Origin of the sequence: Nocardia sp. JCM 34519.1 (genome assembly GCF_020361265.1) — a bacterium.
GTDB lineage: Bacteria > Actinomycetota > Actinomycetes > Mycobacteriales > Mycobacteriaceae > Nocardia > Nocardia arthritidis_A.
The window spans coordinates 121,463-145,320 of sequence record NZ_JAIRBR010000001.1 but is presented as its reverse complement, the minus strand read 5'-3'; the positions used below and the strand labels follow the sequence as shown (position 1 = coordinate 145,320).

Here is a 23,858-nt window from a genome sequence, read left to right as displayed (position 1 = left end):
CTGTTTCGCTTGCTTCGTAACATCTGCTACATGCGCGTCAGAACCAGCGCCTTGCACGAACTTCCACGGCGACGGACGAGATCGCTACGACGCGTTCGTATTCCGTATGACGATCACGGAGCCTTTGAAACAAGCCGTATCCAGGTAATCCGCCACCTTCGAGTACTCCGCCCGCAGCCACTGCGCGTCCCCCAACAGCGTGGCCAGTTCGTCCCGACGTTCCGCCGTCAGCGCAAGATCAGTCATGCACCCGATTCTTCCGTGCCACAACCGCTTCCGGTGATCGTTGCCGAATTTAGCCATACAGGATCAAGAGCGGCGCGCTGCGCGCGCCGCGCCACGCAACCGGCCGCACGAACGGCCGGCTCCGCTTCGCTCCGCCTCCCGGAGCGTCGGGCGCGTCGCGGCACGCGCAGCATACCGTTGGAGATCCTGAATCGCCTGTCTGGCATGACCATGCCGCACCTGAGCCGCAAGGTTTCCGCGACTTCCAGTCGCGCGATGCTCCAGCCGATCGAAGCCGCGCGGCATGCTCCTCCGCCCGACCTGCCGAAGGTGTACCACCCTCTCGGGGAACTCCAAAGCGCGCCTACGGCGTCACTGCGTGATGGCTTCGCCACCCTTTTCCGTTCCCCGAGAGGGTGGTACAGGCTGAGCCCAGGTCGACCGGAGGAGCACACAACGCACCAAGCCCCCGGATCGCTTCCGCATCGAATCCATGCCGCCTCCGGCGTCACACGGGGCATTGCCCCGGACCCCACTCCTCGCCGGAGAGGCAGGTCTTCCAGAGGGGGCTTGACACGCATTCGAACATACGTTCGTGCAAGATTTGGCGGATAGGCGATCTATCCGCGAGGCTCCGCATGACGACACGATTGACGACAACGACGACGACAACCACCACCGCTACGCCGACGACAACGAAAGTCCTTCTCCCCCAACAGCCCTGGTCAGCGGCACCGCTCATGCCTGGCAGTGTGGGGGTCAGGGGTTCGAGTCCCCTTAGCTCCACCAATCGTGCCATTGCACGAACCGACTCCATTGGGGCTGGTACCGCGGAAGCGGTACCAGCCCCAATGTCGTTTCCGGGTTGGGGGATGCGGAAGGTGGGGACGAGGCGGTCAGGTCCGGTGATCGCGACGTGGGCGACGAGGGTTTCGATGAGCGCCTTGGCCTGGGTGCGGGTGCCGGTGGCGATGATTTCCGCGATGTGGTCGGCGATGCCGTCCAACGCGGCGGGTTCCGGGGCTGTGGGTTCGTTGGCCAAAGTCGCGGTCAGTTGGTCGCGGCGGGTGGCGAGCTGGGTTGTCTTGGCGCGCAATTCGCCGAGACGCCCGGCGAGGAGTTCAGGGTCGAGGGTGCCGCTTTCGAAGGCGTTCAGATAGCGGTCGATCGCCTGCTGCGTCTTGGCGACTTCGGTGGTGACGGTGGCCAGTTCGGCACGGGTGTCACTGCTGGTGTCGTGGTGGTGTCGTTGTTGAGCGTGGATGGCTTCGCTGATCAGGTCGTGGCGGGTGCGATAAAACTTGCCCAGGGCTTCGAGAACCGCCGCGTCCACGGAGTCGGCGTCGAGACGGGTGAAGTCGCACTTGTCGGTGTCGTAGCGGGCGCGGTTGAAGCAGGTGTAGTAGCGGTAGGTGCGGGAGCGTCCGGTGGCGCGGGTGCCGAGCATGGCGCGCCCGCAGCGCGGGCAGCGCAAGCGGCCGGTCAGCAGATAGTCCGAGGAGTTTGCGGCGCGGTGGGCGTGGGATTCTCCGCGTGCTTCCAGGACCGATTGAGCATGGTCGAACATATCGGTATCGATGAGGGTGGGGTGGGTGTCGGTGACGGTCGTGTCGCGAAAGGTCAACTCGCCGAGATAGATCCGGCTGTTGAGGATCCGCAGGACGTGGTGCCCGGACCATTCGCGGCCGGTGCTGGCGCGATGCCCGCGAGCGTTCAACTCCGCGGCGACGGCACGGGCACCGAGACGGCTGCGGGCGTAGAGGTCGAAGATCATGCGCACCACCACGGCTTCGGCGTCGTCCACGACGAGGGTTTGGGTGGTTTTGTCGACTCGGTATCCGTAGGGTCGTTTGCCGCCTTTCCATTTGCCTTTGGCGGCTTTGCGTTCCATTCCGGCGATGACGCGGTCGATGATCGTGTCGCGTTCGAATTGGGCGAACATACCGAGCATCTGCACCAGCATGCGGCCCATGGGCGTGGAGGTATCGAATGGTTCAGTGGCGGAGCGGAACACGACCTTGACCCGGTCCAGCTCATCGAGCAGGGTGACCAGGTCGCGCAGGCTGCGGGAAAAGCGGTCAACCCGGTAGACCACAAGCACATCGATGAGCCCGGCACGCGCGGCTTGCAGCGCGCGTTGCAAGCCGGGACGCTCGGTGTTCGCACCCGAGGCATCATCGGTGAAGGATGTCGTGTGTCGCCAGCCAGGTTGGGAATCGATGTAGGAGTCCAGCCGCGCGTCCTGGGCTTCGATGGAGTAGGGCTGGTTGTCTTCGGTGGTGGAGCGCCGCGTGTAGGTCCCTACCCGCACATCCTGTTCCCATGCGCCCGTGCCGGTGGAGATACGTGACCTTGAGGATTTCTTGGTGCCTGCCATGTTGCCGGTCCTTCCCATCGATACACGCTTCTCGAAAATATGGATGTCCGAAACAACTTGCGGGGGCCCGGAATTCGGGTTCGGGATACGGGACGTGCCGCCGGGTTTATTGTCCCTCGATCGGATTTCGGATGTATTGGTATGGCGGTATTCCGGTCGTGGCGTTTCATGCGGCGTTCCGTTCGCCGTTGTTGGTGTGGTGACGGTGGGTCCATGCGGTGATGAGGTCGGCGAGGAGGGTGACGGCATGGTCGTGTTGGGTGGTGGTGAGGGGTTCAGTGTCGATTCGGTCGATGTGCCAGCGTTGGTGGGCGCGGTTGCGGGCAGGCTGCTTGGTGGGTTCGGTGCCAGTGGAGGCGCGCTGTCGGGGTTCGGGGTGTTCCATGGAGGGCTCCTGTGTGATGTTCGGCGTTTGGAGTGCCGTCACCCATGTACTGGCAGGGGAACCCGCGTTTATCCGCGTGCGGGACTGAAATTGATGCAATTCCGTGTTGGGTGGTTAAAGTTCGGAATCGATCACGGGTCGGCAGCCTGCCGGGCATATGGGGGCGTCGCGCCTGTTAACTGCCGAGAAGGGGCCCGATTTCGACATTTCAGCCCGAAACGGTTCGATAACGATCGGCGTCACCACAAGCGAGTGCCCCAGGGGCGTTTGGCTTGCCCTGGGGCGCTCTGGATGTGGTTGGGGCGGTGGGTGACGCTATCGCCGGTTGACCAGCCCCGTCTGGTCCTGGCCGTCGTTATTGGCGCTCGCGTACCTGGTGCCGGTGTCTATGCAGATCACGTCGGCGATCTTGACGAGTGCCGGGATGTCGTCGGGCTCGAAATGGTCTGCGCTCGGCGTGATTACGGCGATGGCGTACTCGCTGTAGGCGAGGTTCATCAGGCGGTTGATCACCGCGCCATCGGGCCGGTCCGGGTCACCGTAGTACACCAGGATCACCGACCACCCGCGCTCAGCAGCTAGCGCGTGGATCCGCGCCTCATCTTCACTCCACCCCTCGCCGGACAAGTCCTGCCGGAGGAATCCGATCACGTAGTTGCTCATGGTCGTATCGCTGCGTAGTCGCGGTATACCGGCCGGGTGATCGCGAGACGGCCGCGGTCGGTGCAGCGCCACTGTGCCGGGCCTTGCGGGGTGTTCATCGCCAGCCCGGTACGCGACAGTCGCAGCAGCGCCCGGTGGACTGAGGCCTCCGGCAGTAGGGTCGCGCGGCAGAGTTGCCGCACGGTCAGTGCGTGTGGCGGGTCGAGGTTTGCCAGTGCGCCAAGGACTTTCGCCTCGGATTCGGTGAACGCCATCGCTCACCACCCCCTGCTGATCGGTACGTATGGGCGTGGCGGTTCGGCTGCCAGGCGCGCTTGAATGTCGGCAACGGTCAGCCGCTTCGGCCGCTGGCTGCGCTCGGCGTCTGGCAGCGCGTGGGCGGCGAAGAAAAACAGCACTAGCGCGATGAGGGTGGCGACAACGATGATTTCCATGTCGGGTGTTCTCCATGTCCCTGGAACGGTGTTGGAGTGCACCCGACGCCGGGGACTGGTGATCGAACCGACGTCGGGGCAATGTGGAACGTATGCCCGGCCGACGCCGTGAACGGGTACGAACGTACCCCCAACGCCGTTACGCTGGCGATTGTCGTCACAGTGCGACCAGGAGGTGGTCCCCGTGAGTGGATCCGAAGGTCCCTCGCAGATCGGTGCGCGCGTTCGGCTGTATCGAGAACGCGCCGGAATGGCACGACCCGTACTTGCAGCCCAGATCGGGCGATCCGCCGAATGGCTGAAAGCCCTGGAGAACGGCCGAATTCAGCGCACACCCAGCCTCGAATTGCTGCTGCGCATCGCCCGTGTCCTGGAGTTGGATGACCTCGCCGCGCTCACCGGAGACGAGCATGCCGTGCCAGTCACGGTTTTTGCGGGCGAACGCCACGCCGCGCTCTCCGAGGTACAGGCCGCGCTGACCGACTACCGGATCACGCCCAGCGACCGGTCGGTCAGCCTCGCTCATCTTGATGAGCGCCTGCGCAAGGCATGGCGGATCCGCCACTCCAGCCCCGACCACCGCTCCCAGTTGGGAGCGCTGCTGCCCGGCCTGATCCGTGACGCGCAGACCGCCGCGCGCACGGCCGAGGACCGCCGGGCCGCGCGCCGGACGTTGGCCGGGGTTTATCAGCTGGCCGATTTCTATGTCGCCTATCAGCCCGCGCCGGAGCTGGTGTGGATGGTTGCCGACCGCGCGGTCAACGAAGGCTACGAGGCCGACGACCCGTACATGATCGCCTGTAGTGCCTGGGCGATGGTGCAAGCCTTGCGCGATTCCGGGCGGTGGGAGGAAGCAATCGCATTGGCCCGCAACGCGATCGACCAACTTACCCCCTATCTCGATCGCGCCGAAACCCCGATGATTGGTACGGCATCGCCGGAGCGTTGGAATTCGAGATCGCCTACGTCCACGGTCGGCGTGGCCGCTCCGGTGACGCGTGGCGCGGCCTGGAGGAAGCCGACCGGATCGCCCAGCAGCTCGGCCCGACATATCGGCATGTGCAGACCAGCTTTTCCCAGCCGGTGATGGCCGCACACGCGACCACTCTCGGCGTGGAGCTGCGCCACCCCGGGGAAGCACTGCGTGCCGCCCGCTCCATCGACGCCGACCACATCGTGTCCGTCCCCCGCCGGGGCAGACACCTCATCGAGGTCGCTCGCGCCTATGCACAGCGCGATGAGGACACCGCGGCACTGACGATGCTGGTGAAGTCGGAACAGACTGCCCCCGAGACGATCCGGTACAACGGGTTCGCCCGCGACATGCTCCGTGGCCTGCTGAAGAAGCCACCGACGGGCATGCGCGCCGATGTCCGCGAACTCAGCCAGCGAGTAGGCATCCGTGCCTAGCAGCGCAGCGTTTTGTGTGAAGCCCTAGTAAGTGCGACATATAGCACGCGATCATCATCCCGATGCTGGATCAGCCCAGCCGCCAACCGGTCGATATCGTCCTCTCCGAGATAAAGGCCGACGACCGGCCACTCTCGCCCTTTGGCCTGGTGAACGGTCATACCAGGGATCACGCGAGGCCGGTGCAATCGCCGAGCCAAGGTTACTAATCGGGAAATTTGAACCTCTTCGGACGGCGCAGCCATGGGGCGCAGCTGGCATGAGCTGCCCGACTCCTTCAGTATCCTTCGTAGCAAGATCAGCGCGTCGGTGGCGGAATCCGTTGTCCCCAGACGGACGAGTTCCAGCACCGGGTTGAGTGCGCCATCGGATTGAAGTCGGCGGCGGTCGATTCCAAGAACAGCAGCGGCGTCAGCAGCATTGTGTGCGGGGCGCCCGAACCGCCCCTGGATAACCGGGTCGAGAAGCAGTTCCACAGCGGCGTCTGTTTGGTTGCGGGGTCGCCCGAACGATAGCGGCAGCACATGGTCGGGTCCATCCCAGAGCGACTGCCATTTTCGTGCCAAGATCACGTCGCACCGGTCGGCAGTCGACGCATGCTTGAGTAGAACCCGTCGGCCTTCCCTCGCGTTCTCGGCAAGCTGACCCATCTCGGGCCCGAAGCGGAAGGTTCTACTGACAGGACGAGTTTCGAAATGCTGCTGCCTGACCAGCGTTCCAACGTCCTCGGGGCGTGCCCCACGGAACCGATACAGCGCTTGCCACGGATCGCCGATCAAGGTTGTGCTTATGCCGTTGGACACGAGAACTCGAATCATGCTGAGGTCGAGTAGATTTGCGTCGAAAACCTCATCAACGATGACTGCCTTCACGGTCTCGACCAAGTACCGGCTCACCTCGGCCCGCAGCTCGCGGTGGCGAACTACCGCATCGACGATTTGCCGGATCTCGGTGGTCGTGCACCGGCCCTCCGAGAGATGGGTTTCGAACTCCTGCTTCCCTGTGATGAAATGGCCGGCCACGCCTTGCTTTACAGACCTGGAATTGATAGTCGTTCCGTCGAGGACTACAACGCGGCGATAAGCATTTGCCTCGATCGGGCGTACACCGCGATGACCCCGCCAGGTCTCAAGCATCGTGAGTTCGGTTTGGTCGCCGATCCAGCGGATGGCTCGGCGGCGCAGAAGGTACGTGACGATTTCGTGGTGGAGTCCGTCAAGGGTTAGGGCTCGGTGCGGCCACGAAAGAGCCGTCCCGCCCCATCGGCTTACGATCCGACCTTTCAGCTCATCGCGGGCCGAGCGGGTGAAACTGAGCGCGAGTATCCTCCGCGGATCGCAAGCGGTGTCGTAACGAATGACGCCGAAACGCTCAGCCGCGACCGTCGTCTTACCTGAACCCGGCACCGCCTCGATGTAGAGGCGGGCGTCGGAACACGTTGCGGCTTCATGCTGTTCATCAGTCAGCTTCTGGCGCATCGGCATATTCTCTTGTGCCATAAAGGAACTCGAACATGTTCGCGATGTGGTTCGGAACAGTGACGGGCTTCCCCGACTCAATGCGTTCGCTGAGTTGCCCGGCCAGTTCGAGTGCGAATTCTCCCTTGTACCTTCTCGCGGGTTCGGTACTGAACAAAGAATCAATGGTTTCCGGTGTGATCATCGTTTGCCCGGCGGAGGGCACCACCTTCAGTGCTGCCGCTATTGCATCCTCGTTTCCCGCGGTAACCGCAGGTTCGAGTGTCGGTTGGTTGTAGAAGCCCCGTACGGAGTTCGGATCGCTGCTGCCTAACCACGCCGGTGCTGCGAACGTCTTGGTTCCCCGGGTGTCCGTGTCAGTGAGTATCGCGATCCGCCGGGCAATCTCATGACCTGGAGACGCCAACAGATCGACTATCCAGCTGCCTGGCCGACACCCCATCACTACCATCGTGAGGGCCTCGACGAACTGTCGCTTGCGATCGTCCGCTCCTGCCCATGCTTGGCCGAGTGCCCGTACCACCGCGGCATCCGTCACACCTTCGGTAACGATCATTCGTTCGGCGAACATGGCAGCGGACCGGGTGGCGTCCAGGTGCAGCCGAGCCATCCGCAGCGTCCGATCTCGGTCTTTGATAGGCATGGTCGCAAGGACGCGCGACAATCTGCGCCCGTCCTCGCCGCGCCGTAAGACGACCAACTCCTCGGGCTTACAGGTGGAGATGATGTCGCCGGAATGGGTGCTGACGATCAGCTGAAGCTCCTTGCGCTGCGCGGTCAACCTCCGTAGGTACCGGGCCAAACCGTGTTGCAACTGGGGATGCAGATGGGCCTCGGGCTCCTCGATGATGACGGTCACGTGAAACTGCTCCGGGAAGAAGGCATCCTCGAGCGATGCCGCCTCGGCCTCCCGTTGCGCGTCGCCGTCCGCTGCGACCAGGTCTTCGCTGTCGGCCGGACTGATTGCTTCATCCTCAGGCGGTTGGCCTGCGTCAATAGGGTCAGCCTTGCGTGCGGCCTCCGATAGATTCGGGATCGCGGCCAGAATGACAGCGATGTGCAACAGGTTCACATATCCCAGGCCGGAGACTTCCAGACGCCGCGCGCTCGATTCGTCACTGGCGACCGCCAGCAGAAGCTCCAGCACTCGGGCCAGATACGCATCGTCGACAACCTGACCCCCGACATGAGCGACCTGTTCACTGACCCCCGACGACAAGGCGCTGAGATGTGTACGCACATGCGTCTCGACGGTCTGGATCAGATCATGTTTGGTGAGGTCATCGAGGAGCCGTTGGGCATGTAGTCGCAGATCCATCAAGTTCCGGTGGCCGCGAAGGGCCTGCTGTTGCGCGCGGAACAACTCGACCAGAACCTGAGTGTCGCGCCGAGCAAGCTCATCCAACGGATTGCGGTGCGCCGGAAGATAAATGAGCCGCAACTTGTTCAACGACTCCGGTGCACCTTCCACCGACGTGGCACGGACACGACCCAGATTTCGCTCCAACCGTCTAGTCCACGTTGGCGTCGAAATGGCCAGGTTCTTGAGCATTGTGCCCAGTGGTCCCTCCTCGGCCTCGTTCCCATCGAATGCGTAGGAGATTTCGATCTCGCGGGGGGAGCCAGACCCCAGTGCTGCCGAGGAGGGCCTGGGAAGCTGGGGGAAGCTGTCCGGGTGAGCAAGATATAGCGCGTCGGCTACCGTTGTCTTGCCCGCGTTGTTCATGCCGACCAGAACAGAAAACCGTCCCGGCAATTCGCAGGTGAGATCATCCTCGGCGCCCGCTCGAAAACCGCGCACGACAACACGATTCAAGTACATGTAGTTTCCCCGCTTGCTTGGCTCCCGTGCTTCCATGGCACGACCGAACAGAATTTACTCGGATTCGCTCAACTCGTCGACGATCTTCAGCGTCTCCAGGCTGACGGTGGTGATTCTCTTGATGAGGTCGACGATGTAGGTGGGGTTGGAGTGCTCGTCGCTCCAGTCGTTGGGGTCGTTGACGATTCCAGAGGCTTTGTCGGTGTCCACCTGGTAGCGATTGATGATCCAGTCGAGCGCGCTGCGAGAGCCGAGCATGTAGCGCTGGGCATCCTCGGGGATGCCCGTGATCGTGACCTTCGAGTTGTAGACGATGGTGGTTCGGTCGGCCTTCGACTTCCACTTCAGCTTCTGGACCCGCCAGGTCTCGCGGTCGTCAACATCGGTCCCCGACTTGAGCTGAACGTCAAGGGGATACGGCTCGATGGTCTCGTAGTTCACATGCAGGTCTGCCAATCGGCGTCCGGCCGTGGCTAACAACTCGAAGCGTTCCGGTGATGCCGGAGTGGGGATTCGCGGCAACATCTTCTTCAGGTCCGCCGCGTAGGTCTCGCGGTAGGCGGGGTCGTGCAGCAGGCCGTACACGTAGTAGAAGATGTCGTCCTTGCTGACCTGACCTCCGACCGCAGCGCGGTAGAGGAAGAGGGTGTCATCCGTAATGTTGTCAATCTTACGGTACCCATATTCGTCGATGTCGCCAGCATCGAGGGAATCGAAATCCAGCTCACCCTCAGCGGATTCGGGCTTACTGTAGGTCCAACGGGGGAAGAACTGGCCGGTGTATGTAAAGAACGACAGATCAGGCATGATATCTGTTGCGAGAGCTGCGAATTCAGTTCCTTCGCGAGGTGCCATCACCATGAAGCCGATGTTCTTGTGGTGTTGGGTCGGGAACATCAAGGGCAACCGGCCGGGCCTTTCGATCAACTGCCGATCAAAATAGACATGTGAAGCATTGAAGGGCCGATAGTGTGCAATTACGATGGCATTACCATCGTAGATATATTTCTTACCCTGAATTAGGTCAGCATGAGTACCGCTGGTCCAGCTGATCTCGGCAGCGTTTGCATCGATGAATCCGTTGACCATTCTCTTGCGGTCGGCGGTACTAAGCTCTCGATACCTCGAATCGAATTCGTCGACCTGATTATTGTAGAAATCGATCATCCGGCGCGCATTATGCCCGACCTCGGCGCTCGAAAAATTGTACACCCACGCATCGCGATTTGATTTTATTCCACCAGAGTAGGCTGCGAACACGGGCGCGACTTTAGCCGCCTTACCTTTTTCCCCGAGCGGCGCCCAGGTGGTAAATTCGCCGCTACGCTGGTTGATCCAGTCGTCGTGCTGATTGGGGGTGATGGTCTGCCAGTCGACTTCGTTTAGGGGTGTATCCGCGAGGATTTGAAGTTTGTCGTCGCGGCTGAGGTAGTCGCCGATGTCGCGGTAGTGGATGTCGCAGGGGCCGGTGTGGGCGGGGTTCTTGATGCCGATGAATATGGCGACGGTGTTGCGGCTGCCGGAGCCGAAAATCTTGCCGCCTTCCTTTCGGGAGAGCTCTCCTGCGGTGCGTTGGTTTCCGCGCAGGTTGTAGACGTAGATGCGAGAGTACTCGGCGGCGAGGGAATGGCGGATGCCGTCGGCGGTGTTGCCGTCGATCCAGCCGCCGTTGGATACGAATGCCACGATGCCGGTGTCGCCGATACGGTCGCTGGCCCACCGGAACGCGCGAATGTAGGAGTCGTAGAGGCTGTTCTTGAGCGTAGCGGTGGAGTATTTGGCGTAGGTGTTTTCGATGCGGCTGTCGAGGGTTGGGTATTTGATGTTGGCGTTGAGGTCGTTGGCGCTGGTCTGGCCGACCGAGTATGGAGGGTTGCCGAGGATGACGTTGATGGGTGTCTCGAGCAGGCGGATGATGCGCGCGTTGTTCTGCGGGAACATGAGTGCGTCGAGGCTGTCGCCGTGTTCGCTGATTTGGAAGGTATCGGCAAGGATGATGCCGGGGAACGGCTCGTAGTCGTGGGTGTTCTCGGTCTTTCCGGTGAGGGCGTGGTAGGTGGTTTCGATATTGACGGCCGCTATGTAGTAGGCGAGCAGCATGAGTTCGTTGGCGTGCAGTTCGCTCGTGTACTTGCGGGCCAGGTCGGTGGGGAGGATGAGCCCGGATTGCAACAGACGGGTGATAAAGGTTCCGGTGCCGGTGAACGGGTCCAGGATGTGGACATTTTCGTGGGTGAGGCCGCGGCCGAAAGCGTCCCGCAGAGCGGTATCGGTGGCGGTGAGGATAAAATCGATGACCTGCCACGGGGTGTAGACGATTCCGAGAGCGTCGGCTTGTTTCTTGAAGCCGATGCGGAAGAACTTCTCGTAAAGCTCGGCGATGATCTGCTGTTTGCCCTCGGCCGTGGTGATTTCGGCGGCACGCATCCGCACCGAGTCGTAGAAGCCTTGCAGTTGGGCGGTCTCGGCTTCCAAGCCCGCGCCGCCGAGGGTGTCGACCATGGATTGCATGACGCGGGAAACCGGGTTGTGGGTGGCGAAATCGTGGTCGGCAAACAGGGCGTCGAAGACGGGCTTCGTGATCAGGTGCTGCGCGAGCATGCTGATTCCGTCGTCGCGCGTAATGGAGTCATTGAGGTTGTCACGCAGGCCCTGTAGATATGCGTCGAAGGCATCAGTGACTGCCGGTTCCGCGTCCTTGAGAACGCTGTTGATCCGGATGATCAGAGTGGCGGCGATATCGGCGACATCGGCGGCCCACTCCTCCCAGTAGACGCGGGTGCCGACCTTGTCGACGATGCGCGCGAAAATGGCTTCTTGCCAGTCGGATAGGGAGAACAGCGCCATCTGCTGGGCGATCGCGGTACCGGTCTGAGCATCGGCAGCTTGGGCGTCGGCGGCGTCGGTGGCGGGGTTACCGGTATCGATGCGTTCGTCGGTATCGGTGGTGGGGCCGATGTGGGCACCGAGAAGCCGGTCGGTGCCCTTACCGGTGCTGGGGTCGCCAGTATTGAGGTTGATGGAGTTGACCATCGCGTTGAAGCGGTCGTCATGGGCGCGCAGGGCATTTAGAACCTGCCAGACGACCCGGAAGCGGCGGTTGTCCGAAAGTGCTTGAGCAGGGCTGATTCCCGAGGGAACGGCCACGGGAAGGATAATGTAACCGTAATCCTTACCCTCCGAGCGGCGCATGACGCGGCCGACCGACTGCACGACATCGACCACGCTGTTGCGGGGGTGAAGGAACATCACCGCGTCCAGTGCTGGGACGTCCACGCCTTCGGACAGGCAGCGGGCATTGGTGAGGATGCGGCATTCACCTTCGGGGATAGGTGCTTTCAGCCAGGACAGTTTCCGGTTACGTTCCAGGGCATTGAAGGTACCGTCGACGTGCTCGACCTCGCAGTGCAGGTCGATATTGGTGCGGTCTGCGGCATCGTTGTTCTCGAGCAGATCCCGGTAGGCGTCGACCACCGCTGGGAAGACCTTGGCGACCCCCTTGGAGTCGGCGATATCGGCGGCGAAGGCGACCGCCCGCCGCATAGGAGGTTCCCCGATCGCGAAACCGAGACCGCCGTCCGGAGTTTGGCCGGCACGTTTGGCAAGCCCGTTCCAGCAACCGACGATCTTGGAGGCATCGTCGAGTTGTAGTTCGCTGTGCTCGCCAGCCAGCTGCTGCTGCATCGGGGAGGCGATGAGGTCCTCGTCGACGGTCAGGACCAGCACCTTGTAGTCGGTGAGCAGGTTCCGGTCGACGGCCTCGCCGAAGGACAGGCGATGGAACTCGGGACCGAACACGGTCTCGTCGTCCATAGAGGCGATCTCCGCGCCGTGCTCGTCGGCCTGATCCTTCGCGCGTTCGTCGTAGATGCGCGGTGTGGCGGTCATGTACAGGCGGCGCGTGGACTTCAAATAGTCGGCGTCGTGTATCCGGACAAAGTTCGATTCGTCCGCGCCCGCCGCCGTGACACCGGTGGTGCGGTGCGCTTCGTCGCAGATAGCAAGATCGAAGGCATCCACACCGTGATCACGTTGCGCCTCGGCCACCACCGGCAGCGACTGGTAGGTGGTGAACACGACTGTCAGCCCTTTGGCGCGTTTGCGGTGTGCCATCTCCTGAGCGAGTTTCGTCGCGTCGGTGGTGACAGGTATCGCGACATCGTGGACCCGAAAGTCCTCGGCAGCTCGGGAGACCTTGGTATCCGAGCAGACGGCGAATGCCCGCAGGTCCAGTCGCGTTTGCGCGGTCCACTCGCGAAGAGTCTGTGACAGTAGCGAAATCGACGGGACGCAGAACAAAACCCTTGCTGCACCACCGTTTTCGTGCACCGTGCGTTCCGCGATCTGCAACGCGGTGAAGGTCTTGCCGGTACCGCACGCCATGATCAGCTTGCCGCGGTCGTGACCTGCGGCGAAGTTCTCGAAGACCTTCTCGATCGCGGTGATCTGGTGCGGGCGGGGTTCGTTGCGGGTGGCCGGGGCGAGGGAGAACAGCACCTCGCCCCCGGGCCACGCGATATCCCAGTCGATCGGTGAATCGGCGATATCAGCTAGGCCGAGCCGCTCCACCGGGATCAACTGACCTTCGAGAGCATCCTCGGCGTGCTTGCTCCAGCGATCGGTCGTGGAAATGATTAGCCGGTTGGTGAAGGGCTTCTTGCCCGAGGCAGTGAAAAACGAGTCGATATCCTCCTTGGCCAGCTGGTGGGCCGGATCGTAGAACTTGCACTGGATCGCGGTGTACTCATCGGAGTCTCGCTCCCGGGCCACTAGATCGATACCGGTGTCGGGCTTGCCGCCGCGTCCCGGCCAGTCCTTCCATCGCCATACCTGGTCGTACTGCTGGGTGAGCAAAGGATCGTGCTGGAAGTACCGGACCATCAGCTCTTCGAACTTAATTCCGCGTTCCGCGTTGTTCGGAATCTGCCGAAGGACCTCGATGACCTCGTGCACCGATGCCATGCCCGACTACCTCCCACCCAGTCCGGCGCTCATGGCGCCCAAGTCCAATGCCGTGACCCACGACAGTACCGGTCACGACCGCCGGGCGGCATCGCGACTCACAGCAGACCGCTCCATCGGGATTTTCGTATCCGATCGAGGGGTGATCCACGAATGGCATTGAGCCAGTTCATATTCCACGATTCCAGCAGCGCTTCTGCTCGACGTGAGGTCGATCGGCTATCCGTTTCCGATCCGAAGTTTATGAGCGTGCTGGGGCAGGGACGTCGGTCACGATTGCGTGCCAGCCCAGAGTGACGGCTGTCTGCCGCTACTCGTCCATGGATGGGTCATGACAGTCGAGAAGGATCTCCTGATCAGTATCGCTAGTTTCGTCATGACAGCGTGCTGTCGGAGTTGGGTGCGGGACGAGGGGTCGTGGCTGGCTTGGTACGAACATGTCACGGACGACGGGGTCGTCGTGGTCGAAGGCGGCTTCGTTGTAGGGCTGTCCGGCGCTGCAGTGGTGCGTGATTCGTGGGCCGCGTTCGGGCAGTTCGGCCAGCCGGAGTCGTTCGGTCTCCCTGTCGTCGTTTCCGGGTGCCAGCTGAGCCCAGACCGGGCCTGCCGGGTCGTTGTGGTCGGCGAGGTCGCGGGCGGTGGTCGCGATCACCAGGCCGGGGTTGCCGTGGACGAGCGTGCGGCGCAGCGCGGTTCGTAATCCGGTCTCGCGGCGCGACGAGTGCAGCGAGAACAGCAGGATCCCGAACAGGTCGGTGGGAAAGTCTTGGTAGTCGGCGAGTTTCGCGGCGACGGTGGACAAGGTTTCGGTGCCGGTGTCGTACTCGAGGAAGAATCGCACCCTGCGGCCGTCCTGCTCCCAGCAACCGTACCCATCCGGTCGAATCGCGGGATCAGGATCGAACGCGGAGATCCAGAACTGGTTGGCGCATTGGCGTTCGGACCACCAGTGTGTCAATCCCTCCAGCGCTGGTGGATTGGGGTAGCAGGCGGGGTTGCGGTACGCGGCCAACGCCGCGAAGAAGCCGTTGATCCCAAGGCGATGCTCGAGGGTCGGTGAGCAGGCCAGGCGTTCGAGGAACAGTGCGTGCGCGGCCGGAGTCGGCGGCCGTTCGGCGCGCTGGGCCGCGATCAAGCGCGCGCCGGAATAGCCGAGGGCGTGCCGTGTTTGGCTGGTGCCGCCGCCGTAGAGCGACTCGCGGAAGGCGAACAGCATGCCCATCTCCCGCAGTTTCGCCAGCCGGTCCTGCGCGCGGCGGGTCGAGGTAAATTCCAGGCTGGCGATCTGGTCGGTGGCGAGCACCTTGTGTTCAGCCAGCAGGGAGAGAAGTCGACGGTCACGATCGAGCAGACGAAACCACGGACCCGCCTCCGGATGCCCACCGCAGTGCACTGCACGGCCGGCGCGCCGCCCCCTACGCGATGAAACCTCGGTATTGATACTGAGTCGGGATTTCGAGCCCACCTTCGGATTGTGGGCGTGAGCGGCGCGGATGCTGACCTCGTTTTCGGCGTTTGGGATGGCGGTTATAGGACGCCGAGTAGACGCCGCCCCATCCGCGCCGCCATCCGCCGACTCAAACGCGGCGCTGCGGTCGTTGTGGCCGGTCATCGGGTACCGTCGCCCACGGCCGACCGGGCACCAACGGCCCGGATGATCACGTCCGGCCCATCTACCAGCACCTCCCGGTTCGTATGCTGGTCCGTCAGGTCCACTCGTACAGAATCCGCAGGTCGAGTACCTGCGGATTTCGCGTTTGCGGGCAGTATACGAACCGCGCGTTGACAGGGTTACGGTTGGCGGCCGTTACTGCGGAGCTGCGGATAGGCTGTGCCGCAGCGTATTTCATCTTGAACAACCGCTCCGTAAGCTGCGCACGAGGCAGTCGTTCTCGTCGAACCCGCTCGGCCGCAGTACGACTCCACGTCCAAAGGTCCTGAATTGCCGCTCGGCGAGTGATGGTCAGCCGTCTGTCAACGAAATGCCGCGCTCGGACTACCCCCGTTACGGTCGATCCACCCGACATAGACCGGGTTTCGGCGCACGGCCACCTGGTAGGCATCGGTCAGGTCATCGATCACGGAGCGCCCGATCCGCGCGAGCGGGCCGTCGCGGTGCCAGACGATCAGGTGCCGGTACCACAGGGGGTTGCCGGCGATCGGCCGGACCGCGATGCCGGGCACCGCCTCGTAGGTGGGCTGACACAGCCCGACTCCGTGCCCGGCCCGGATGATCTCCTGGAACACCCGCCCCTCGGCCTCGTAGGTGGTGCGCATGTGGTGCCCGGCTGCCGCGAACGCGGCGGCCCACGACTCCTGGATGCGGTCGTTGTCCGGATGCGGAGCCACCCAATCGTCGCCGGCCAGTTCCTCGAGCGAGACCTCCTGCTTGGCCGCCTGCTCATGCATGTCCGGCAGCAGCACGAATACCGGCTCCGTGACGACCGGACTGATCAGCACACCGGGTGGGCAGGGGAGTTCGTAGCCCGGGGTGTCGCCGACGACGGCCGCTTCGAGCCGGCCCGCGGCGACGTCCTCCATCAGCGGGATCGCCGAACTCTGCCAGCGAGAGGTGATCCGAGCCTCCGGATGGCGGCGACCAAGCGCACCGATCAGACCGCTGAGTAGGGGGCTGTTGACCGAACCCAACCGGATCCGCGACGGGATGTCCCCGGACGCCGCGATCCTGGTCGCGCTGGCAACCAGTTCGTCGAGGCCCGGCAGCACCGATCGGGCCCGGGCGAGGATCACCTCACCGAACGCGGTCGGCACCACCCCGGTCCGGGTACGACTGAACAACGAGCCGCCCAGCATCGCCTCGATTCGGCGCAGTTGTGCGGACAGGCCGGGCTGGCTCAGCCGCATGGCAGCGGCGGCCTTGGTCAGGCTGCCGGCTTGCCCGACCGCGCAGATAATCCGCAGGTGTCGTACCTCGAGCTCCACGGCCGGATGGTATCCACTTCCGCCGTACCGTCGATCCGAAACGGAGCATCTCCATAACAACGGGTTATGGAGATCTGGGAGCTACCGAGTCCGATCCGGCCGCCAGATGCTGTACCGAAACGTACACATCACCCATGGAGGCCCCATGCGGAGCAGCCGAACCGTGCTCGCCCTCGCCGCCGTCCTGCTGTGCGGCACCGGATTGGCCACCGGCTGCGGCCGGGGTGGCGGATCATCCGCGGGCACCTTGACTGTGCTGTCCACCAACCAGATCGAGCACCTGGACCCTGCACGTAACTACGTCCAGCCCGTCGAGGACATCGGCCGGTTGATCTATCGCTCGCTGACGATGTACCAGGCGTCCCCGGATGGCGGACAGACCCTCGTGCCCGACCTGGCAACCTCGACCGGCACGCCCAGCGCCGGCGCGCGGACGTGGACGTTCACCCTGAAGGACGGGCTGCGATTCGAGGACGGCACACCGATCACGAGTGCGGACATCAAGTACGGCGTGGAACGCACGTTCGCGGCGGAGCTGCCCGAGGGACCCCCGTATGCACGGATGTGGCTGGTGGGCGGCGACCGTTACAAGGGTCCGTACCAGGATCACCGGGGGCTGGACTCGATCCAGACACCCGACGCGAAGACGATCGTGTTCCAGCTGAACCGTCCGGTCGCCGACTTCGGCGGCACCGTGTCGATGAGTATCTTCTCGCCGGTGCCGAAGGCGAAGGACAACGGCGTCGGCTACGACCAGCATCCGGTGGCCAGCGGCCCCTACAAGATCGAGTCCTACGCTCAGGGCAAGCAGCTGGCCCTGGTACGCAACACCAACTGGTCCAGTGCCACGGACCCGGTGCGGCGGCAGCGGGCGAACCGCATCGTGATCGACGTCGGGATGGACTCCGCCGTGGTGACGCAGCGGCTGATCGCAGCACAGGGCCAGGATCGGAACGCGATTGCCCTGCTCAGCGCGCCGGCCTCGTCGATCGGTCAGATTCTCGGCAATCCGGCTGTCAAGCAACGACTTATGACCGGCAAGACGACCAACACCCGGTACCTATCGCTGAACACCACCCACGAGCCGCTCACCGACGTACGAGTCCGGCAGGCCATCGCATGGGCGCTCGACAAGAGCTCCATGCAGTTGGCCATGGGTGGGGCACCCGCCGGCCGAGTCGCCACCAGTCTGATCCCACCCACTGTTGCCGGTTACGTCGACCACGACCCCTACCCCACGCCCGGCCAACACGGCGATTCCGCACGGGCCAGGGAACTGCTCGCCCAGGCGGGCTATCCACGCGGCGGCATCACCCTGACCATGGACACCCCGGCGACGACCACCGCGCGGGCCGTGGCCGAGGCGGCGCAGGCGTCGCTGGCCACCGTGGGCATCGAGCTGAAGATCAACGAGATCAGTACGCAGACGTTCTACTCCACCGTTGGCACCACGTCCTCCGAGCACGACATCGTCTATGCCGGCTGGGCACCGGACTGGCCAGGTCCCGGCACGTACCTGCCCAACGTGTTCGACGGTCGCATGATCACCGCGCAAGGCAACAACAACTACTCGATGTACAACGTGCCGGAGGTGAACGACAGGTTCGATCAGATCGCGCAGCTGACCGATCCGGCACAGGCCGACGCCGCGTACGGCGAGCTGCAGCAGCGAATTCTGGCCGACGCGGCGGTGGTGCCATGGCTGTGGGATACGTCGGTGATCTTGGTCGGTCCGAATGTGACCGATGCCTTCGGCAACAGCGCGTACAACGGCTCGCCCGACATGGTCTCCATCGGTCTGGGGAAGTGAAATGACAGTCACCGGATCCGGTGCGGCCACGCTGCCCGCCGAGAAGTTCACCGGCGGACGAGTGCGCCGAGGTGGCGCACTGCGCCGGCTGCTCCGTCAACCCAGTGGCGTCGCCGGACTGGCGGTGATCACCGTGCTATTGCTGATGGCGGTCGCCGCTCCGTTGCTCACCTGGTGGTCCGGTACGCCGCCGACGGCGTTCGACCCGGCCGCGATCGACGCGACGCTGGGCGGACTGCCGCGCGGCTCGTTCGGCGGCGTCGGCGCCGACCACTGGTTCGGCGTCGAGCCGCTGTCCGGACGCGACATCTTCGCCCGCGTGGTGTGGGGTGCTCGGGTATCGCTGCTGATCTCCGTCGCCGCCACCGCGCTGTCCGTGTTGATCGGCACGGCGGTGGGGCTGATCGCCGGCTACCTGGGTGGGTGGGTCGACGCATTCCTCGGCCGCACCATGGACCTGATCCTGTCGTTCCCGGCGTTGATCTTCATGATCGCGTTGATGTCCTCGGCGCCCGACGCCAACCGGGAACTGCTGCTTGTCGTTGTGCTCGGTCTGTTCGGCTGGCCGTACGTCGGGCGGATCGTGCGCGGTCAGGCGATGGCGTTGGCCCGCAGCGAGTTCGTGCAGGCGGCCCGCGCCGCCGGCGCGCGCCCCCGGGCCCTGCTGTTTCGCGAGATGCTGCCGAACCTGGCCGGCCCGGTCCTGGTGGTGGCCACCGTGTCCATTCCCGGTTATATCGCCACCGAGGCCGGGCTGTCCTTCCTCGGCGTCGGCGTGCGGCCACCGACGCCGTCCTGGGGCCAGATGATCGCCACCGCGGTGCCCTGGTACCTCAGCGATCCGGTGTATCTGCTGATCCCCTGCGCGTTCCTATTCCTCACCGTGCTCGCGTTCACCCTGGTCGGCGACGCCATCCGGGATGTGGTCGCACCGGGAGGACGGGCATCGTGATCGTCTACCTGTTCCGTCGGCTCGCTGTCGCGCTGCTGATCCTGCTGGTGATCTGTGCGCTGACGTTCGCCGTGTTCTATCTGATGCAGGCCGACCCGGCGCAGGCGGCGTGCGGCAAATCCTGCTCGCCGGAGCGGATCGCGCAGATCCGTCAGACGCTGGGCCTGGACCGGCCGGTCTACGCGCAGTTCTGGTCGTACCTGACCGGCATCGTGGCCGGTCGACGCCTCGGTACCGGCGCCGATGCCATCGAATGCCCGTTTCCCTGCCTGGGCTTCAGTTTTCAGACCGGCCAACCGGTGTGGTCGATGCTGACCGACCGGCTCGGCGTCAGCATCTCGGTCGCCGTGGGCGCGGCCGTGCTCTGGCTGCTCGTCGGCGTGCTCGCCGGGATCGTCGCCGCCCTGCGCCAGGGCACCCTGCTTGACCGGACGGTGATGGTCGCCGCACTCGGCGGTATCTCGCTGCCCGTCTACCTGACCGCGCTGCTGCTGCAGTACTTGTTGGTGGCCGAACTACAGCTGCTCCCGTACCCGAGCGGGGTGTCGTTCGCCGAAGACCCGGCGCTGTGGTTCGCGGCCATGCTGATGCCGTGGGTCACCCTGGCCATGCTGTACGCGGGGATCTACGCGCGGATCACCAGGGGCGAGGTGGTGGACAGCCTGAGCCGGGGTTTCGTCCGGACCGCGCGGGCCAAGGGATTACCGGAGCGGACAGTCATCCGACGGCACGCGTTACGCCCCGGCCTGATGCCGATCGTCACCATCTTCGGCATGGATGTGGGCGCCCTGCTCGGCGGCGCGCTGATCACCGAATCGGTATTCGGTCTGCCCGGTGTCGGCAAGCTGGCCGCCGATTCCATCGCCAGCTCGGACCAGCCGGTCATTCTCGGCATCACCCTGTTCGCGGCCGGATTCGTGGTGGTCGCCAACGTCATGGTCGACGTCGGGTACGCGTTCCTCGACCCGAGAGTGAGGACCGCGGGATGAGCCTGCTGACGGTGAACGAACTCGGCGTCACTTTCCCGGACGGAACCCGCGCGGTCGACGGGCTGTCCTTCGAACTCGCTGCCGGTCGCACGCTGTGCGTGGTCGGCGAGTCCGGCTCCGGCAAGTCGGTCACCAGCCTGGCCATCATGCGCCTGCTCGGCACTGCCACGGTGACCGGTTCGGTGCGCTTCGACGGCAGGGAGCTGCTCACCGTGGGGCGCGGCGCCATGCGCAGGCTGCGCGGCGAACGGATGGGCATGATCTTCCAGGACCCGCTGTCCTGCCTGAATCCCTACTATCCGGTGGGATTCCAGATCGCCGAGGCATATCGGGCCCACCGCCGCGCGAGCCGAGCCGCCGGCCGCGCGCTGGCCGTGCGGATGTTGGAGCGAGTAGGCATTCCCGACCCGGCTCGCCGCGCGCGGGCCTACCCGCACGAGTTCTCCGGCGGCATGCGGCAGCGCGTGATGATCGCGATGGCGCTGTGCCTGGAACCCGACCTGCTCATCGCCGACGAACCGACCACCGCGTTGGATGTGACCGTCGCCGCCCAGATCCTCGACCTGCTACGCGAGCTGCGCAGCGCGTCCGGCACCGCGATCATGCTGGTCACCCACGACATGGGTGTGGTTGCCGGGATGGCCGACGAGGTGGTGGTGATGCGGCACGGCATCGCGGTGGAGCACGGTGACGTCCGTGAGGTGTTCCTGGCGCCGCAGGCCGACTACACCCGAGCGCTGCTGGCCTGCGTGCCGCGCATCGACGGGCCGCTACCTGATCGACTACCCACCGTGGAGGTGCCGTGACCGAAGCGCCGGACTTGCTCATCGCGACCGACCTGGTCAAACGCTATCCGGTCCGGCACCGGCTGACCCGCCGGCCGATCGGCCAGGTGTCCGCAGTGGACGGTGTGTCACTGTCGGTCGGGCATCGAGAAACGCTCGGCCTGGTCGGGGAGTCGGGCTGTGGTAAATCCACCGTCGGGCGGCTGCTCACCCGGCTGATCGAGCCCACCTCCGGCTCGGTGGTGTTCGATGGCCGAGACCTGACCGTACTGGACGAGAACGCCATGCGGCCGATCCGCCGCGAGTTGCAGCTGGTGTTCCAGGACCCGTTCTCCTCGCTCAACCCGCGGATGACCGTGCGCCAGATCATCGCCGCGCCGCTGCGATACCAGGGAGTTGCCCGTATCGAGTCGACGGCCGAATCCCTCACGCGAGTCGGCCTGAGACCCGAACACGCCGACCGCTACCCGCACGAGCTGTCCGGCGGTCAGGCCCAGCGGGTGGGCATCGCGCGGGCGCTGTCCCTGCGCCCACGCCTGGTCGTATGCGACGAACCGGTATCCGCGCTCGACGTGTCGGTCCAGGCGCAAATCCTCAACCTGCTGCGCGACCTCCAGGACGAATTCGGCCTCAGCTACCTGTTCATCTCGCACGACCTCGGTGCGGTACGCCAGATCGCCACCCGGGTCGCCGTGATGTATCTCGGCATGGTCGTGGAACTGGCCGGCCGGGACGCGCTGTTCTCCGCAGCGCTGCACCCGTACACCCACGCGCTGCTGTCTGCCGTGCCCCTACCGGACCCGGTCGCCGAACGGCACCGGGAGCGGATCATCCTGCGCGGCGAACTGCCCAACCCACTCGCCCCGCCGGCCGGCTGCCTTTTCGCCACCCGGTGTCCGAAAGCGACCGGGCAATGCCACATCGACCGTCCGCGATTGCGCGCCATCAGGCCAGACCATCAGGTGGCCTGCCATCATCCATCGGAAAGAGGGGTATGAGGATTCCCGGATACGTGGTCACCGACCACACCGTGCCCGTGCCATTGGACCACGCCGACCCTGGCGGGCCGATCATCGATGTATTCGTCCGCGAGGTCGTCGATCCTGTCCTGGCGCGGGAGAGCCTGCCGTGGTTGCTCTACCTGCAGGGCGGACCCGGCGGAAAGTCGCCACGCCCGACCGGCAAGAGCCCGGACTGGTTGGCGCGCGCCCTGCGGACGCACCGTGTGCTGCTGCTCGATCAGCGTGGCACCGGCCGGAGCACGCCGCTGTCCGCACGCGCCGCCGCCCGGTTCGGTTCGGCCGAGGAACTCGCCGAATACCTACGCCATTTCCGGGCCGACGCCATCGTGGCGGATGCGGAGATCGTTCGGCAGCGGCTGTGCGGTGGACAACCGTGGGCCACGCTCGGGCAGAGCTACGGCGGTTTCATCACGCTGACCTATCTGTCCACCGCGCCCGAGGCACTGACCGCCTGCTACATCACCGGTGGACTGCCCGGCCTGGACGCCACCGCCGACGACGTGTACATGCGCACCTACCCACGGGTGCGCGAGAAGTCCGTGGCGTACTACGAGCGCTACCCGCAAGATGTCGGGCGAATGCGACGCATCGCCGAACTGTTGGCGAGTAAACCGGTACAGCTGCCCAACGGCGATGCCCTCACCACCCGCCGACTGCGCACGCTCGGCATGGCACTGGGCATGGGCGACGGCGCCGAGCGGGTGCACTGGGTGCTCGACGAGGCATTCGACACCGACGGTGCACTCTCCGACACCTTTCTGCACCAGGTGATGATGCTGACCGGTTTCACCGACAACCCCCTGTTCGCCGTGCTACAGGAAGCCTGCTACGCACAGGGCGACACGCCGACTGGCTGGGCGGCGCACCGCGCGATGACGCGCTTTCCCGAGTTCGACGAGGCGGCCGAGCCACTGCTGTTCACCGGCGAGATGTTCTATCCATGGCAGTGTGAGGAGATCGCGGGACTGCGGCCGTTCGGTCCCGCGATGCACCTTCTCGCGGCCCGAACGGACTGGCCTGCTCTGTACGACGCGCAACGGCTCGCCGCAAACACGGTGCCGATCGCGGCGATCGTCTACCACGACGACATGTATGTCGACGCCGAGCTGTCCCTTCGCACGGCGCGCCAGGTCGCGAACCTGCGTACGTGGGTGTCCAACGAGTGGGAACACGACGGGCTCAACGCGTCCGCGTCACGGGTGCTGACCAGACTGATCGACATCGCCGACGGCAAGGTCTGAGCCGGAACGCCGGTCGAACAGGCACGATCATGGCGGCCGATGGCCCGGCGGCTGGTGATCGGTTGTTCTCGGGAGCCGATCATTATCGCGATTCGGGCTCGAGGGTCAAGGGGTTCGCCGTCAATTTTGTGTAGAAAGAATCCGCTGCGGATCCGCGCAGGATAAGTCGTCCTCGCAGGTCGGGGGCGTGCTCGGGAGCGGATTGTGACGCCGCTCATAGTTCAGCAAACCTCTAGCAATCCACGCTGTGCGGCATGTACATCGACACGAAGTTCGTCACGTTCTGTGCGGCGTGTGCTCTCGCGATCGCGGGGCCTGTGCTCGTTACAGGGCCGGCGTCCGCCGCTCCGGAGCCCGAGG

19 protein-coding genes are annotated in these 23,858 nt (G+C 64.4%); 8 read left to right on the top strand and 11 right to left on the bottom strand.

The annotated features are described in order from the left end of the window. Positions 1-84 precede the first annotated feature (84 nt). From LGY53_RS00660 to LGY53_RS00635, 6 genes are all read right to left on the bottom strand, one after another. Positions 85-246, bottom strand: coding sequence for a hypothetical protein (locus tag LGY53_RS00660; RefSeq protein WP_225724677.1), 162 nt, complete (start codon positions 244-246; stop codon positions 85-87). Positions 247-733: 487 nt separating this feature from the next. Next, on the bottom strand, positions 734-2,602 hold the full coding sequence (locus LGY53_RS00655) for a recombinase family protein (protein WP_225724676.1): 1,869 nt from the start codon (positions 2,600-2,602) through the stop codon (positions 734-736). A gap of 166 nt (positions 2,603-2,768) precedes the next feature. After that, positions 2,769-2,987, bottom strand: a complete 219-nt coding sequence (locus tag LGY53_RS00650) for a hypothetical protein (RefSeq protein WP_225724675.1) — start codon at positions 2,985-2,987, stop codon at positions 2,769-2,771. Between the two features lie 315 nt (positions 2,988-3,302). Then, positions 3,303-3,650 (bottom strand): hypothetical protein, encoded by a 348-nt coding sequence (locus LGY53_RS00645; RefSeq protein WP_225724674.1) that lies wholly within the window; start codon positions 3,648-3,650, stop codon positions 3,303-3,305. Then, entirely contained in the window at positions 3,647-3,904 is a 258-nt protein-coding gene (locus tag LGY53_RS00640; protein ID WP_225724673.1) for a MarR family transcriptional regulator, read from the bottom strand. The genes LGY53_RS00645 and LGY53_RS00640 overlap by 4 nt, the downstream gene beginning before the upstream one ends. A gap of 3 nt (positions 3,905-3,907) precedes the next feature. Continuing rightward, the gene (locus tag LGY53_RS00635; RefSeq protein ID WP_225724672.1) at positions 3,908-4,084 is read right to left on the bottom strand and encodes a hypothetical protein; all 177 of its coding nucleotides are present in this window, start codon (positions 4,082-4,084) and stop codon (positions 3,908-3,910) included. A gap of 250 nt (positions 4,085-4,334) precedes the next feature. On the opposite strand from LGY53_RS00635, the gene LGY53_RS00630 reads away from it, so the two are divergent. Both LGY53_RS00630 and LGY53_RS00625 read left to right on the top strand, forming a co-directional pair. After that, positions 4,335-5,171 carry a helix-turn-helix domain-containing protein gene (locus tag LGY53_RS00630; protein ID WP_255664467.1) on the top strand — a complete coding sequence of 279 codons (837 nt, stop codon included), beginning with the start codon at positions 4,335-4,337 and terminating at the stop codon, positions 5,169-5,171. Continuing rightward, positions 5,144-5,494, top strand: coding sequence for a hypothetical protein (locus LGY53_RS00625; protein ID WP_225724670.1), 351 nt, complete (start codon positions 5,144-5,146; stop codon positions 5,492-5,494). Before LGY53_RS00630 ends, LGY53_RS00625 begins: the two co-directional genes overlap by 28 nt. On the opposite strand, the gene LGY53_RS00620 is transcribed toward LGY53_RS00625, so the two are convergent. From LGY53_RS00620 to LGY53_RS00600, 5 genes are all read right to left on the bottom strand, one after another. After that, entirely contained in the window at positions 5,491-6,972 is a 1,482-nt protein-coding gene (locus LGY53_RS00620; RefSeq protein WP_225724669.1) for a UvrD-helicase domain-containing protein, read from the bottom strand. The genes LGY53_RS00625 and LGY53_RS00620 overlap by 4 nt on opposite strands. Continuing rightward, a complete protein-coding gene (locus tag LGY53_RS00615) occupies positions 6,953-8,830 on the bottom strand; it encodes an ATP-dependent endonuclease (protein ID WP_225724668.1) in 1,878 nt (625 codons plus the stop codon). Before LGY53_RS00615 ends, LGY53_RS00620 begins: the two co-directional genes overlap by 20 nt. Before the next feature lie 18 nt (positions 8,831-8,848). Continuing rightward, the gene (locus tag LGY53_RS00610) at positions 8,849-13,756 is read right to left on the bottom strand and encodes a DEAD/DEAH box helicase (RefSeq protein WP_225724667.1); all 4,908 of its coding nucleotides are present in this window, start codon (positions 13,754-13,756) and stop codon (positions 8,849-8,851) included. Positions 13,757-14,066: 310 nt separating this feature from the next. Next, a complete protein-coding gene (locus LGY53_RS00605; RefSeq protein ID WP_225725641.1) occupies positions 14,067-15,149 on the bottom strand; it encodes a replication-relaxation family protein in 1,083 nt (360 codons plus the stop codon). A 581-nt stretch (positions 15,150-15,730) separates the two neighbouring features. Then, positions 15,731-16,699 (bottom strand): LysR family transcriptional regulator, encoded by a 969-nt coding sequence (locus LGY53_RS00600; RefSeq protein WP_225724666.1) that lies wholly within the window; start codon positions 16,697-16,699, stop codon positions 15,731-15,733. A 163-nt stretch (positions 16,700-16,862) separates the two neighbouring features. Between LGY53_RS00600 and LGY53_RS00595 the strand changes: the two genes are divergently transcribed. The 6 genes from LGY53_RS00595 to LGY53_RS00570 are packed head-to-tail and all read left to right on the top strand — an operon-like array spanning position 16,863 to position 23,498. Beyond that, positions 16,863-18,509 (top strand): ABC transporter substrate-binding protein, encoded by a 1,647-nt coding sequence (locus LGY53_RS00595; RefSeq protein WP_225724665.1) that lies wholly within the window; start codon positions 16,863-16,865, stop codon positions 18,507-18,509. 1 nt (position 18,510) lies between these two features. Beyond that, positions 18,511-19,461 (top strand): ABC transporter permease, encoded by a 951-nt coding sequence (locus LGY53_RS00590; RefSeq protein ID WP_225724664.1) that lies wholly within the window; start codon positions 18,511-18,513, stop codon positions 19,459-19,461. Then, positions 19,458-20,450, top strand: a complete 993-nt coding sequence (locus tag LGY53_RS00585) for an ABC transporter permease (RefSeq protein ID WP_225724663.1) — start codon at positions 19,458-19,460, stop codon at positions 20,448-20,450. The genes LGY53_RS00590 and LGY53_RS00585 overlap by 4 nt, the downstream gene beginning before the upstream one ends. Next, positions 20,447-21,256: an ABC transporter ATP-binding protein gene (locus tag LGY53_RS00580; RefSeq protein ID WP_225724662.1), complete on the top strand. Its 810-nt coding sequence runs from the start codon at positions 20,447-20,449 to the stop codon at positions 21,254-21,256. The genes LGY53_RS00585 and LGY53_RS00580 overlap by 4 nt, the downstream gene beginning before the upstream one ends. After that, entirely contained in the window at positions 21,253-22,233 is a 981-nt protein-coding gene (locus LGY53_RS00575) for an ABC transporter ATP-binding protein (RefSeq protein WP_225724661.1), read from the top strand. Before LGY53_RS00580 ends, LGY53_RS00575 begins: the two co-directional genes overlap by 4 nt. After that, on the top strand, positions 22,230-23,498 hold the full coding sequence (locus LGY53_RS00570; RefSeq protein ID WP_225724660.1) for an alpha/beta fold hydrolase: 1,269 nt from the start codon (positions 22,230-22,232) through the stop codon (positions 23,496-23,498). The genes LGY53_RS00575 and LGY53_RS00570 overlap by 4 nt, the downstream gene beginning before the upstream one ends. Positions 23,499-23,858: the final 360 nt, after the last annotated feature.